At 71.5% G+C, this 13,680-nt stretch carries 9 protein-coding genes; 2 read left to right on the top strand and 7 right to left on the bottom strand.

What is annotated here, in order from left to right; genetic code table 11:
- Positions 1–42: 42 nt before the first annotated feature.
- The gene (locus WMF33_RS19980; protein WP_437338630.1) at positions 43–1,260 is read left to right on the top strand and encodes a zinc-binding metallopeptidase family protein; all 1,218 of its coding nucleotides are present in this window, start codon (positions 43–45) and stop codon (positions 1,258–1,260) included.
- Here the strand turns inward: WMF33_RS19980 and WMF33_RS19975 are convergent.
- From WMF33_RS19975 to WMF33_RS19965, 3 genes are all read right to left on the bottom strand, one after another.
- Positions 1,244–4,075, bottom strand: coding sequence for a PAS domain-containing protein (locus WMF33_RS19975; protein WP_437338629.1), 2,832 nt, complete (start codon positions 4,073–4,075; stop codon positions 1,244–1,246). The genes WMF33_RS19980 and WMF33_RS19975 overlap by 17 nt on opposite strands.
- 276 nt (positions 4,076–4,351) lie before the next feature.
- Positions 4,352–5,767, bottom strand: a complete 1,416-nt coding sequence (locus WMF33_RS19970; RefSeq protein WP_437338628.1) for a serine hydrolase domain-containing protein — start codon at positions 5,765–5,767, stop codon at positions 4,352–4,354.
- A gap of 327 nt (positions 5,768–6,094) precedes the next feature.
- A complete protein-coding gene (locus tag WMF33_RS19965) occupies positions 6,095–8,833 on the bottom strand; it encodes a protein kinase domain-containing protein (RefSeq protein WP_437338627.1) in 2,739 nt (912 codons plus the stop codon).
- A 169-nt stretch (positions 8,834–9,002) separates the two neighbouring features.
- Between WMF33_RS19965 and WMF33_RS19960 the strand changes: the two genes are divergently transcribed.
- On the top strand, positions 9,003–9,620 hold the full coding sequence (locus WMF33_RS19960; protein WP_437338626.1) for a glutathione peroxidase: 618 nt from the start codon (positions 9,003–9,005) through the stop codon (positions 9,618–9,620).
- Positions 9,621–9,712: 92 nt separating this feature from the next.
- On the opposite strand, the gene WMF33_RS19955 is transcribed toward WMF33_RS19960, so the two are convergent.
- The 4 genes from WMF33_RS19955 to WMF33_RS19940 all read right to left on the bottom strand — a co-directional run bounded on the left by WMF33_RS19955 (position 9,713) and on the right by WMF33_RS19940 (position 13,655).
- Positions 9,713–10,561 carry a family 16 glycosylhydrolase gene (locus WMF33_RS19955; protein WP_437338625.1) on the bottom strand — a complete coding sequence of 283 codons (849 nt, stop codon included), beginning with the start codon at positions 10,559–10,561 and terminating at the stop codon, positions 9,713–9,715.
- A gap of 254 nt (positions 10,562–10,815) precedes the next feature.
- Positions 10,816–11,652, bottom strand: a complete 837-nt coding sequence (locus tag WMF33_RS19950; RefSeq protein WP_437338624.1) for an AraC family ligand binding domain-containing protein — start codon at positions 11,650–11,652, stop codon at positions 10,816–10,818.
- Positions 11,653–11,697: 45 nt separating this feature from the next.
- Complete coding sequence (locus WMF33_RS19945) at positions 11,698–12,516, bottom strand: hypothetical protein (RefSeq protein ID WP_437338623.1); 819 nt, start codon at positions 12,514–12,516, stop codon at positions 11,698–11,700.
- Entirely contained in the window at positions 12,513–13,655 is a 1,143-nt protein-coding gene (locus WMF33_RS19940; protein WP_437338622.1) for an aromatic ring-hydroxylating oxygenase subunit alpha, read from the bottom strand. The genes WMF33_RS19945 and WMF33_RS19940 overlap by 4 nt, the downstream gene beginning before the upstream one ends.
- Between the last annotated feature and the right edge of the window lie 25 nt (positions 13,656–13,680).

Here is a 13,680-nt window from a genome sequence, read left to right as displayed (position 1 = left end):
AATCCAGGACGAAACCGCTTCTCCTCGGCCCGCCCAACCACCATGTCCACCCGCTTCGACAGCCTGATCACGCGCCTGCGCAGCGCATGGAAACCGGTCAAACAACCCACTGCCCCGCGCGCCTACCGGTGCCAGTGCGAGCGGCCGGTGTTCTTCCGCAACAGCGAATGCCTCGCCTGCAAGACGCCGCTCGGTTATGAGCCCGAGCGCGCCCAGGTGATGCCGATGAAGCCCGGCGCGACCGAGGGCACCTGGCAGCTCTGGCACGACGCCGCGGCCGCGCCGCGCCTCTACCGGCGCTGCGGCAACTTCGACACGGCGTCCGGCTGCAACTGGCTCGTCCCGGTGGCGGCGGAGACGCCCGCGCTCTGCGCCGCGTGCCGGCTCAACCGCACCATTCCGGACCTCACCGTCGTCGAGCACCGGGCGCTGTGGCGCCGCATCGAGACGGCCAAGCGACGGCTCGTGTCGCAGCTCCTCGCGCTGAACCTGCCGGTGAAGTCCAAGGTCGGCGAGGATCCGGAGCACGGCCTCTGCTTCGACTTCCTCGCCTCGCCGCCCGACGGGCCCAGGGTGATGACCGGCCACGCCGACGGCGTCATCACCCTGAACATCGAGGAGGCGGACGACGCCACGCGCGAGCGCATCCGCGCCGCGATGCGCGAGCCCTACCGCACGCTGCTCGGGCACTTCCGGCACGAGATCGGCCATTATTACTGGGACCGCCTGGTGCGCGACACCGGATGGCTCGCGCCGTTCCGGGAGCTGTTCGGCGACGAGCAGCAGGACTACGCCGCCGCGCTGAAGGCCAACTACGAGCAAGGCCCGCCCGCCGACTGGCCGCAGCGCTTCGTCAGCGCCTATGCCAGCATGCACCCGTGGGAAGACTGGGCCGAGACCTGGGCCCACTACCTCCACATGGTCGACACCGTGGACACGGCCCTCAGCTTCGGCATCGACGCCGACGAGGTGGAGCTCGACGTCGAGCCCTGGGGCACCGACGCGCTGTGGCGGCCGGACGATCCAGGGGCCGCGAGCTTCCTCGGCTTCCTGAACGCGTGGGTGGAGCTGACGGCCGTGCTCAACGAGATGTCGCGCAGCATGGGCCAGCACGACTTCTACCCGTTCGTGATGCCGCGCCCCGCCGTGGCCAAGCTCCAGTTCATCCACCTCGTGGTGAACGGAGCCCTCGCCGCGACCCAGCCGGCCGCCGCGACCTCGCCCGCCGCGACCGCGCCCGCCGCTACACCAGCGCCTTAGGCCAGGTGAACGAGAAGGCGGCGCCGCGCCCGACGTCCGAGTCGAGGGCGACGGCGCCGCCGCTGCTCTCGACGATCTTCTTCACGAGCGCGAGCCCGACCCCCGTGCCCTCCGACCGGTCCCGCGCCTCCAGCGTCTGGAAGATGATGAACACCTTGTCGTGGAAGCGCGGCGAGATGCCAGGGCCGTTGTCCGCCACCGTGAAGCGCCAGTGCGAGCCGGCGTCCGCGCACGAGACCACGGCGCGGCCGTTCCCCTTGTCGGGGTGGTGCTTGATGGCGTTGCCGATCAGGTTCATGAACACCTGCTGGAGCAGCGCGCGCTCCGCAACGACGCTGGGCAGCTGGCCGGCGATCTCGACGCGGAAGCCCTCCGGCGGCGACAGGAGATCCACCACCTCGTCGACGAGCGGGCCCACGGCGACCACCTCGGTGGGCACGCGGATGCGCCCGACGCGCGAGTACGCGAGGATGGCGTCGATGAGCGCGTCCATGCGCTGCACGCGGATGCGCAGGAGCTCCAGGTTCCGCTTGGACACGTCGCTGAGCCGCTCGCCCTCGTCGTCCTCGATCCACTGCGAGAGGTTCGCGATGCCCCGCAGCGGCGCCTTGAGATCGTGCGACGTGATGTAGGCGAACTGGTCGAGCTCGCGGTTCATGCGCTGCAGCGCCTCCGTGAGCCTCGCCAGCTCGTCCGCGCGCTGGCGCAGCGCGAGCTCCGCGTTCATGCGCTCCGTCACGTCGGTGCACGCGCCCGTCATCGTGAGCGGCCTGCCCTCGGCGTCGCGGAGCATGCGGCCGCGATCGAGCAGCCAGTGGACGCTGCCGTCGGGCCACACCACGCGGAACTCCAGGTCGAAGTCGGCGCCGTCGTGCACGCAGCGATCGAGCGCCTCGAGGACGCGCTCGCGATCGTCGGGGTGGACGAGGCCCGTGAACTGGTCGATGTGGCGCGCGGTCGCGCCCGCCGGCAGGCCGAAGAGCCGATCGAGGTTCTCGTCCCAGTCGAGCTCGTTCGTGGCCGGGATCCAGCGGAACGTGCCGGTCGCCGAGGCGTCGAGCGCCGCGCGGAGGCGCTCCTCCTTCTCCTGAAGCGCGCGCTGCGCCTGCCGCTGCTCGGTGATGTCGTGGCACGTGCCGAGCATCCGCGCCGGCCCGCCGTCGGGCGCGCGCTCGACCTCGGTGCGCGCGTGGACCCAGCGCGTGGCGCCGTCGGGCCGCACGATGCGGTACGCCATCTCGCCAGATCCCGCCCGCCAGAGCAGCCCCTCGAGCTCGGCGGCGACGCGCGCCCTGTCCTCCGGGTGGACGCAGGCGATGGCCGCGTCGGGCCGGACGCCGCCGCTCTCGCTCGGCAGGCCGTGGATGCGGAGCTGCTCCTCGGACCAGTCGAGCTTGCCCGCGGCGACGTCCCACGACCAGCTCCCGAGGTGCGCGACCTCCTGCGCCTTCGCGAGCTGCTCGCGGCTCTCGCGCAGCGCGCGCTCCGCGCGGGCGCGCTCGATGGCGATGGCGGCGAGGCGCGTCGCGACGCGGACGATCTCCTCGTCGGCGGCGGTGGGCGCGCCGGGCGCGGACCGGTACACGGCCCAGGTGCCGAGCACCTCGCCCGTCGAGGAGACGATGGGCGTGGACCAGCAGGCGCGCAGCCCGAGCGGCAGGGCGAGCTGGCGGAAGTCGGCCCAGAGCGGATCGGTCGCGATGTCCTCCACGACGACCGGCGCGCGGCGGTGGGCGGCGGTGCCGCACGAGCCCGCGCGCGGGCCGATGAGGATCCCGTGCACCGCCTTGTTGTACGACGCCGGCAGGCTCGGCGCCGCGCCGTGCAGGAGGCGGCGGCCGTCGTCGCTCGCGAGCAGGACGGTGAAGCGGCGGCCGGCGGAGAGCTCCTCGGCGTCGCGGCACAGCACCTCGAGCGTCTCCTCGATGCCCTGGTGGAGGGCGATCATCTCGAGCACCTTGCGCTGCCACCCGAGGAGGATCTGCTGCCGGCGCTGCAGGGTGGCGTCCATCATCGAGCCGATCATGCGGACGGCCTTGCCGGTCGCGTCGCGCAGCACGAGGCCGCGATCGTAGATGTACGCGTACTCGCCGTCGGCGCGGCGGAAGCGGTACTCGCCGCTCCACGTCGTCGCGGTGCCGTCGATGGCGTCGTGGATGCTGCGCGAGACGCGCTCGAGGTCGTCGGGGTGGATGCGGCCCGTCCAGCTCTCGGGCCCCGGCTCGAGGTCGTCGAGCCGGTACCCGAAGGTGCGCTCGAAGTTCTCGTTCCACCAGACCGTGCCGGTCGTGAAGTCCCAGTCCCAGATGGTGTCGTTCGTGGCCTTGGCGAGGAGGTGGAAGCGCTGATCGCTGAGGCGCATCAGGTCCTGCGCCATCCGGCGCGGCGTCACGTCCTCGAGCGCGCCCTCGTAGCGCGCGACGCGCCCGGTCGCGTCGCGGATGGCGCGCGCGGTGATGCTGACCCACAGGCGCGTCCCGTCGAGGCGCACGAACTCGACCTCGTAGCCGTGGACGGCGCCCTCCTGGTCGAGGATGCGCATGATCTCCTGCCGCTGCCGCTGGTCGGCGTAGAAGCCTGGGACGGGCAGGTCGAGGAACTGCGTGTGGTCCGCGTAGCCGAGGAGGCGCGCGAACGCGCGGTTCGCGTCGATGAAGCGCCCCGCGGGCGTGGTCGTGAAGAGCGCGACCGGGCACCCCGCGTAGAACGAGGAGAGGCGATCCTCGCCGGAGAGCGGGGCGAGCTCCGCCTCGGCGCTCGCCGTCTCGGTGCGGGTTCCGGCGTGGGGTGGGCTGATGCGGAGGTCGTCGTTCATCCGGGGGCGTCCTTGCGGCGGGACACCTACCTTTGCGGGCGCGCTCGCACGAGCGCAAGCGCCATGCGCTCCGCCGCGTCATTCGGCGCACGCCCCGGCGCACCGCCGCGCCCGCCGCGCCCGGTCACCCGCGCGATTGCAGGCGCACCCCCGGCAACGGCCTGCTCGCCGCTCCTACGCCGACACCGCCGAGCGACTTCGCGCGACGGCCCGATGCGCTGAATGACCCCGGCGCGAACACCCCATGTCCCGCCGAAGGACGCCGTCGTGCGGCCCCTACGGGACATCCATCAGCGACAGGTTGACCGCATCGCTGACCTCCTCCGCGCGGATCGCCTCGATCATCGCGTCGAAATCGTCCCAGTACCACAGCTGGTCCTCATCGACCCCGAGGTGGTCGTAGCTCGGGAGCCCGTGATTCGTGAGCAGGATGATCATCAGGTCTCGCGCCGGATCGGGGTCGATGACCATGAGCGTCCCGGCGCCGCCCGTCTTGCTGTACGCGACGGTCGAGGTGTGATCGCCGCCGGGCCACGCGCCGGGATCGTACATCTCCCACCCGAGCCCCTTGCCCGAGTAGAACAGGTTCTGGGCGAACGTGGTCGCCGGCGTCGGGAGGCCCATGTCGCCCGTCTGCAGCGTCGTCATGCGCTCCACCGAGGGCCGCGACATGATCCGCTGGCCCGGACAGGACAGGAGCATCGGGTTGCAGAGCGCGTCCGGGCCCCAGACGTGGACGCCCCGGTTCAGGAGCATCTGCCCGAACTTGGCGAGATCGAGCGCCGTCGAGAACAGGCCGTCGCACCCGGTCAGGTGGCCGTGCTGAGGGGTCCCCGTGTTCTCCTCCACGTCGTAGTCGGTCTCGTCCTGCACCTCGCCCCGCAGGTAACGCCCGCGCACGCTCGACCACGCCGTCCCCACGAAGCGCTCGCTCTTCGCCGGCATGTGGACCTTCGGCCGGTAGGACGTGCTCGACATCTCGAGCGGATCGAAGATGTTGGTCTTCATCAGCCCCTGCAGCGAGTCGCCGCCCGCCTTCTCCAGCACGTGGCCGAGGAGGCGAAACCCGAGGTCGCTGTAGAGGACCTTCTGGCTCGGCGTGTAGAGCAAGGGCGCCGTGAGCATCGTGTGCCAGCGGTCGCTGGCGCCGAGGACGCCGCTCGCGTCCATGTCCTCGCCCGACACGTAGCGCATCAGGTCCCTGACCGTCACGCGCGCCTTGTCCGGGCTCGTGGCGAACTCGGGGAAGTACGACGCGACCGTGTTGTCGATCTTGAAGCCGGGGAACCGGCCGGACTCCTGCATCCTCATCGCCAAAAAGACGGTGAACGGCTTCGTCATCGACTCGAGATCGAAGATCCCGTCGCGCGGCATCGGCGGCGAGGGCATGTCCGGCCAGCTCGCGTTGAACCCGTCGCGCTCGCCCAGCGCCTCGTGGAGCACGATCCGCCCATGGCGGGCGACCAGGAGGACGGCGCCCTGGATCTCCCCGCCCGCGATGGCGTCCTCCAGGGCCAGCGTCGCATCGCGCAGCCCCGCGCTGCTCATGTACACGGACTCCGGCTCCGCGGGCTGCAGCCTGCGGGGCCACGCGCCGCTCGAGGGCTGAGAGGCACCCCCGTAAGCGACGTCCGGCGCGCCGAGGCCCGCCAGGACCGCCAAGGAAGACACGAGAATAGACGTCGTTCCCATGGATGATGCCTCCTCGCCAGAGCTGCCCGGCGACAAAAGGTCGAGACCACCATGATAACGCGCTCTCCAGCGCGCCAGCTAGCCGGGTTTGCCCCGACAACGATGCTGGTTTAACCTACGCAGACGCCCCGCGGACACGCGGTGTCAAGACGAAACGAGCGCCCTTGTGCGAAGGCGCCGCCGCTCTGCACACGTGTCCGATGAACGCTCGCAAACAATCGCGCCGTCAGATGTTGCATAGGCCACATGCAGTGAGCGCGTCGCGCCCGACCTCTCCGTCCACGATGCCGCGGCGCTCCTCTTCGGCTTCGGCGCGCGGGCGGGCGGTCAGTCGATCGGTCCGCAGCCGAGCGCCCTCGATCTCTCGCGCGCCCGCGCCGCGGTCTGCGAGGGCGGGCTCGCGCCTCCCCAGCGCGCGATCACGCTCGCGTAGGCCTGGCACGCGCCGGCGATGTCCCCCGTCTGCTCGAGGGCCTGACCGAGGAACCAGAACGAGCGCACGTACGTCACCGGCCAGTCCAGCATATCGCACGTCATGACCGCCTTGCGGAGCGCGGGGATCGCGTGGCCGGGCATGCCCGCGAGGTGGTAGACCGCGCCGAGATCCGCGTGGACGTCGTGATCGACCTGATCGCTCATCAGCGCGCTGACCGGCAGCGCGGGGACAGCCTCCGCGGCCTCCTCGAAGCCCTCGATCCAGCGCGCGTGCGCCCTCACCACGGCGGAGAGCGCGCGCTCGGCGCCGGCCGGAGCGCCCGACGGCGGCAGGTGCTCGGCGCGCCGCTCCTGGAACGCGGCCCATGAGATGAAGCCCGCATGCAGCATGACCCGCAAGAGGTCCGCCGAGCCGCTGGCGCAGGCGACGTAGTTGTCGAGGCACGTCTCCGCGATGCGCGCCGCCTCGATCTCGCGATCGGTCTCGAGATAGATATCGACGAGCGCGCGGGCGACGTCGGCGTGCGCCCTCGACTCCGCGCTCATCCGCAGGCGCGCGCTTCGCAGCAGCACCTCGGCCTCCGCGAAGTCGCCCGTGAGCGCGCGCACGCTCGCCTCGTCGATCAGCGCGACGTAGCGCCGCTCCGAGTCCGGCAGCGAGACCCAGCCCTGCCGCAGCGGCACCATCACCGCGTCGGCAGACCGCCCCTGCGCGTAGCTCGACGACGCGAGCTTGCGCTGGATCGCCTGGCCCCTCGCGCCCGTCATCCACAGCATGAGCTGCAGGTCCTGCTCGACCTCGCCGCAGCTGCCGAGCGCGCTGTGGATCTCGCTCCTGACCTCGTAGCAGCTCGCCGCCTGGGGTGAGATCGCGAGGCACTGGTCGACGGCGGCGGCTGCGTCCTGGAACGACCCGAGGTGCCGCAGCGACCGCGCCAGCGCGGCCCAGCCCTGGGCGCGCTCGGGCTCGCTCGTCGTGGCCCGCGTCGCCGCCTCGACGCTGGCGTGGATGTTCCAGCGCAACGCGTGGCGCGCGAAGAGGGCGAGCACCTCCGCGTCGCGCGGGCGCTGCACGGCGAGCGCGGAGAGCCGCGCAGCACAGAGCGCCGCGTCCCCGGGATCGCCGCCGAGCAGGGGCTCCATGGCCTGGAGGAGCGCTCGCTCGCGGGCGTCGAGCCCATCGCGCAGCGCCTCGGCGCGCGCGTAATGCATCCGCGCCTCGGCGCGGTCCGGCGCGTAGATCGCGAGGCGGAGGTGCGCTGCGGCCAGCGCGTCGTCGAGGGCGATCGCCTGCCGCAGGCGGTCCGCCGCCTCGCCCTCGTTGGCGTCGCCGACGGCCTCGAGCGCGGCCGCGTACCGGGACAGCGCCCGCGGATTGATCGCGCGGGGCGGCGGCCGCTCCTCGACCGGAGCCGGGCTCTCCCGCCACGCGAGCACCACGGCGACCAGGCCCGCGAGCGCCACGGCGAGGCCGATCGTCCAGGCCGCCGCCCGGGCGGCGGTGCGCCTTCCGGTCGAGCGGGGCTCCGCCGGGGGCGGCGGGGTGTTGGGGCGCTCGGTCGGCGCCATGGGGTCGACCTCGGCTTCCTCCACCGCCTCGCCGTCCGGCACCCGGACCGGCGGCCCGGAGGGGGCGGGCGCCGGCGACGCCGGCGCGTCCGAGCTCGGCGCCGCGGCCTGCTGCGCGAGCGCGGCGAGCACGCCGTGGACCTCGCCGAGGTCCGAGGGCCGGGCGTCGCGGGCCACGGACAGCATGCAGCGCACGAGGCGCGCGAGCTCCGGGGGCACGCCGGGCGCGGCGCTCTCCAGCGGGGGGATGCCGCCGGTCACGATGATCTTGAAGACCTGGCCGGCGTTGTCGGCGCGCGTCGGGAGGTCGCCCGAGAGGCACTCGTAGAGGAGCAGGCCGAGCGACCAGATGTCGGTCCGGTGATCCACCGGATCTCCGAACACCTGCTCCGGGGACATGTAGCAGGGCGTGCCCAGCCTCGTCCCGCTCTCGGTGAGCCCCGGCGTCCGAGCGTCGTGCCCGCTCGCGGCCGTCAGCTTCGCGATGCCGAAGTCGAGGACCTTGACCCGCTGGCTCGAGCCGTCGACGAGGAAGATGTTCTCCGGCTTCAGATCGCGGTGGATGACGCCCCGCGCGTGCGCCGCGGCGACGGCCGAGACCACCTGCAAGAAGATGGAGGCCACCTCCGGGAGGGACATCCTCGGCCCGCGAGCCAGCCTGTCGGCGAGCGACTCGCCGGAGAGCAGCTCCATGATCATCACGGGCGCTCCGTCCTCGAGCGCCACGTCGTGCACCGCGACCACATTGGGGTGGTCGAGCTCGTGCGCGATCCTCGCCTCGCGCAGCAGGCGCAAGCGCACCGCGCCGGACACGCCCTTCACGAGCTTGAGCGCGACCCGCGCGCCGGTCAGCCTGTGGCTCGCGGCCCAGACCACGCCCATGCCCCCTTCGCCGAGCAGCCGATCCAGCCGGTAATGGCCTGCGACGATGTCGCCGGGGCGAAAGCTCCGCCTCGCGCCCTCGGCTCGCTCGTCGCCCTCGCCAGGCGGAGCCCCCCTTCCCAGAGCGTCCGACGTCGCCTGGAGGTCCTGCGTGTCGCTCCCCTCCGGTGCGCTGCGCACGACAGACTACACTACGCTTCCGGCCTCACCTGTCCAGACCGAAAGCAGCCCGCGCCTACCGCAGAGAGAGCCGCTCCACGAACGCCGGCCCGAACACGCCGTCCACCCGCATCGCGTAGCAGCGGAAGAACGCTCGACGCGGCCCGGAGGCGGGTCTATCCACTCTGTCATGGAAAGCTCGCCGCGCGCGCCCCGGTGCGGACTCGCCCTGCTCGCCTCGCTGGCCCTCGCCGGCGCGCCGGGCTGTGGAAAGGACATCCAGCGGCCCTCGCCGGAGCCGACGCCCGGCGCTGCTCAGGAAGGAAAGGCCATGTCGCTCTACGACTTCACCGTGAAGACCATCGACGGGCAGGACCGCTCCCTCGGCGACTACCGGGGCAAGGTGCTGCTCTTGGTGAACACCGCATCGGAGTGCGGCTACACGCCGCAGTACGCGGGGCTCGAGGCGCTCCACGATCGGCTCAAGGATCGCGGCTTCGCCGTCCTCGGCTTCCCCTCGAACGATTTCGGCGCGCAGGAGCCGGGGACGGACGCCGAGATCGCCGCCTTCTGCTCCACGAAGTACGGCGTCAGCTTCCCCATGTTCTCGAAGATCCCGGTCAAGGGGGGCAGCAAGCACCCGCTCTATGCCTTCCTCACCCAGGCCCCGCCCGCCGGTGAGGTGAAGTGGAACTTCACCAAGTTCCTGATCGGCAAGGACGGGTCGGTGCTCACGAGGTTCGAGTCGTCCGTGGCGCCGGACGACCCGAAGCTCACGCAGGCGATCGACGAGGCGCTCGGCGGCTGAGCGAGGCAGCGCCCGAGCCCCCGCCGGCCGAGACGAGGCGGAAAGCTGCGCGCGTCCGAGCCGCCTTCAGCGGCTCGGAACCCACGAAGCGCCTACGGACCGACGTAGCGGTAGACGCGGATCCAGTCGTACTCGGCGCGCGTGGGGGCGGTGCTGCTGTCGACCGGGCCTGCCCAATCTGGCGAGCCAGAAGCCCAGATCGTCAAGAGGATGTTCTGAGGGAGGACCATGCGTTCCATCTCCTCGGTGGCAGTGTGCAAGAGCGCTCCGTCGACATAGAAGCGCGCCTCACCGGGCACCCATTCGATGACATAGGTGTGAAAGCCCGCTGCGGGGTTGAAGCCCAATGTAACGAGCTTGGGGAACTGGAGGTGGCCGGTGGCTGGATCGGCGGGCGGGATGTTCACCATGTGGTTGAACTGAACGCGATCGGTGTTTTTGCCCAGAAACTCGATGTCGAGCTCGTTCCAGTCGTCGGGCGGCCATGGGGTATAAATGAGCACCAGAGAAGAGACGACCGCGGAGCCCTGCGCGAACCGCGCTGACGCTTCTATTCTTCCGTAGGTCAGCGTCTCGCGAGAGCGCATCTCCACGCCGCGAAAGGGCTTGCTGGTATCGTTGGCTGCCGTCAGCGAAAGGCGCAGGATGCCGTCGCTGACCACCGCGTTTTCGCCGGTGAACTGCGCGAGATTGCCGTCCCAGCTGTGGGTCATCAGCTGCCAGCGCGCGAGATCGACGGTGTCGAACGGATCTTCCCAGGCGAGCTCGAAGCTGCCGTCGCCGGCGCCACCTCCAGCGGCGCCACCCGTGCCGCCAGCCGTCGCGCCGCTCGTCGCGCCGGAGCTCGCGCCGCTCGTCCCGCCGGAGCTTGCGCCGCCCGTACCACCTGCGCCGCCGGTCATGGGCATCTCTGGCGGCATGCCGCCATCGCCGCCGGTCATGGGGCCGGCAGCAGCCCCACCCGTCGCCGTGTTGGGGGGACCTCCACCGGTGCCGGGGGAGGAGCCCGGATCCGGCGAGTCGTTGGAGCATCCCGAAAACGCCAGGAGCGCGAGCAAGGCGAGGGCTGATCGACTTCGCATGCCGATCGCATACCCAACCGTCGCACGGCGAGCATCCAGGTTTGTGCGTTTCCGCAGCCTGAAGGCCGATTCGCGGAGCGGCGATGCCGGAACGAGGGGTCTGGTCGCGCGAGCTACCCGGGATCTCGGCGATCGTGCTGTGCGCTCAACGGTTCCAACCTGTCGGCGAGCAGCTTCCGGGTGCCTGGGTCGAGGAGCGCGCTGGGCGCCATGCCCAGCAACTCTCTGATCACCTGGTGACAGCGCGAGTAGCTGCCGAACCCGGCGTCGAGCGCCGCGTGAGTCAAGTGGATGCAGCCCTGTTCGAGCAGCTCGAGGAGCTTCAGCGTTTGCAGCCGGTTCTTGTACTCCGTCAACGACAGCCCCTGGTCGCGGCGAAACTTGCGGCTCACATCGCCGCGGTTGCTGGCCAGGCGCCGGGTCAGCTCGTCGCGGCGGAGGCTCGGCGCCTCGACCAGCAGGGCCGCAGCGCGGTGGCCAAGGCTCACCTGCGGAGGAGGCGTCGTCTGGGCCAGCGCTGCGAGCAGATCGAGCAGCCGACCTTCGACAGCCGGGTCGTCGCGGCTGCTCGGCACCTGGGCCATCGCGTCTGCACAAGCCAACAAGGCCGCCTCGTCGAGGCGCTGCGGAGGCCGAGAGAAGCTCGGCGCGCAGCCGTGCTCGCGCGCGAACGCATCGATCAGCTCGGGCCGGAACCCTACCACATAGAGCTCGAGGTCCGGGCTGGCGTCTTCGAGATAGTGATCCAGCCCGGGCGGGTACCACAACAAGGATCCGCGGCCCATCGGAACGCGACGATGCCCCACGCGAAAGATGGCGGTTCCCCGGACGACGAGGTTGAACTCCGGCTCGTCGTGGAAATGGGCTGGTCGCCTGTAGGCGGGATGATATCGCCAAGCCTGGGCGCGTCGGCCTTCGGGCATGGGGAACGACTGCCACAGCAGGTTCACGGTAAGTCCAAGGATAGTGCAGCCTGGTTCGCTAGGTCCACCGGCTCAGCGCCGATAGAGCCGCTGGAGCCGCTTCACGAACGCCGGCTCGAACACCCCGTCCACCCGGATCGAGTAGCGGAAGAACGGGTCCGGCTCGACCCCGTGGTAATCCATGTCGTTGAACCAGTAGATGGGTGCCTGGACGACCGTGCGCTCCTCCCCTTCCCGGTCGCAGACATAGAATCGCTTGCCGCCGCGCGGCGCGAACGAGATCGACTGCGCCACGCCGAGCGCGCTCCCGGGCTCGGTGTCGCGGTGCGCGGGCGCGTGGTCGTTCGCCTCGAGACCAAAGAGCACGCAACGCCCGATCTCGACGAACGGAAGCCCGCGGAGGAACTCCACCGTCCGCGGGAAGACCGCCCTCGCCTCTGCCGAGAAATCTTTGCCGGCGCCGGAGTGCTTGTCCTCCCAGCGGTCGTTCTCGAGGAGGTGATAGCAGACCTTCCAGGGGAAATAGACGCCGTAGCGGTACTTCAGGTACAGCATCTGCGCCCGCGAGAGCGGGTGATCGGTCTCGTCTCCGAAGGTGTACTCGCCGCCGCGCTCGAGATCGAAGGCGGACGGGTCGTCGGCGAGCGCCACGAAGTCGCGGAGCTCCTCGCGCGAGAAGCCGCCGATGACCTGCCCGTAGTCCACGTACGGATCCTCGTGCACCCACGGCGCGACCACGCCCATCCACTTCAGGCTCCCGCCGGTGTACGAGGGCTCGACGCGGCAGAGCCCGAGCACGATCTCGCGATCGAGCTCCGGGAAGCAGGACGTGTCGATCAACGGCGAGAGATCGATGTACGGGCGGCCCCACAGGCCGCACAGCTTGCTCACGACGCCCCCGCGCCGAGCGCCGCGAGGTACCGCTCGGCGACCCACCGATCGAACGCGTGCACGCCGTCCTCCACCGCGGCGTAGGTCGACGGCGCGTAGCCCGGGGCGCGCATCCCGCGCTGCTGGCGCTCGCAGATCGACCGATCCTCGCGGTTCACGGTGTCCCAGAAGGCGAACACGTCGGCCGGATCGAAGCCGGGGGTGAACGCCGCCGGGTGGAAGTAGGTGTCGGCGACCACGAGGGTCCGGTCCGGCGCGCGCGGGGTGAGCCGGTACGTGAGCAGGTAGTCGGGCTGGAGGCTCGTGAGCAGGCCCGGGAAGAGCATGGCGTCGCGCACCCGCCGCCGCTCCGCCTCGGGGACGATCAGCGGCCGCGCCCCGCGCGCCGCGCCGAGCGAGACCGTCTCGGCGCCGGGGACGAGCTCCATGAGCCCGCCGAGCCACGGGCCGCCCCCGCCCCAGGACACGGCGTCGTCGCACGGGGTGAGCCGCTCCAGCGCGGGGTGGACGCGCGGGAAGTGGTGAGACTCCTGGAAGTTCTCGACGCAGAGCTTCCAGTTCGCGGCCACCTCGTACTCCACCCGCCGGCCCCGCCGGAGCGAGCGCAGCTCGGGGCGCGCGAGCCACGGCGGCGCGCCGCCGAGCGCGCTCTCGAGCGGGGGCGCCCCTGGGTCGAGCGCCACGAAGAGGAAGCCGAAGAGGGCGCCCGCCCGCGCGGGCAGGAGGCCGTGCGCGCCGCGGTCGAAGCCGGGGGGCGCGTGGGGCGCCGCGCGCAGGGCGCCGGAGAGCTCGTAGGTCCAGCCGTGGTACGGGCACGCGAGCTGAGAGAGCCGGCCGCACGCGCCGTCGACGAGCGTCGCCGCCCGGTGGCGGCAGACGTTGTGGAACGCGCGGATCTCCAGATCCGCGCCGCGGAGGACGAGGATCCCCGCCGGCGTGAGCGGCGCGAGCACCCACTCGCCGGGGCGGGCGATCTCGTCCTCGCGGCCGACGCAGACCCACGAGCGACCGAAGATCTCGGCCTGATCGAAGGCGAACACGTCCTCGTCCCAGTAGGCGCGCGCGGGCAGCGGGCGGGCGGCCGACAGCGGCGCGAGCACGGCGCGGAGGTCGGCGGGGGAGAGCGGGAGCGCCGGCAAGCGGGGCGATGCTACCAGAACGGGA

This window comes from Sorangium sp. So ce394 (assembly GCF_051474665.1).
Taxonomy (GTDB): domain Bacteria; phylum Myxococcota_A; class Polyangia; order Polyangiales; family Polyangiaceae; genus Sorangium; species Sorangium cellulosum_D.
Note: the sequence above shows the minus strand (reverse complement) of the source record. Positions and strands in the feature narration are given on the sequence as shown.

Coding starts and splice junctions, on each gene's coding strand:
- WMF33_RS19980 (WP_437338630.1), top strand. CDS start 43: ATGTCCACCCGCTTCGACAGCCTGATCACGCGCCTGCGCAGCGCATGG.
- WMF33_RS19975 (WP_437338629.1), bottom strand. CDS start 4,075: ATGAACGACGACCTCCGCATCAGCCCACCCCACGCCGGAACCCGCACC.
- WMF33_RS19970 (WP_437338628.1), bottom strand. CDS start 5,767: ATGGGAACGACGTCTATTCTCGTGTCTTCCTTGGCGGTCCTGGCGGGC.
- WMF33_RS19960 (WP_437338626.1), top strand. CDS start 9,003: ATGGAAAGCTCGCCGCGCGCGCCCCGGTGCGGACTCGCCCTGCTCGCC.
- WMF33_RS19955 (WP_437338625.1), bottom strand. CDS start 10,561: ATGACCGGCGGCGATGGCGGCATGCCGCCAGAGATGCCCATGACCGGC.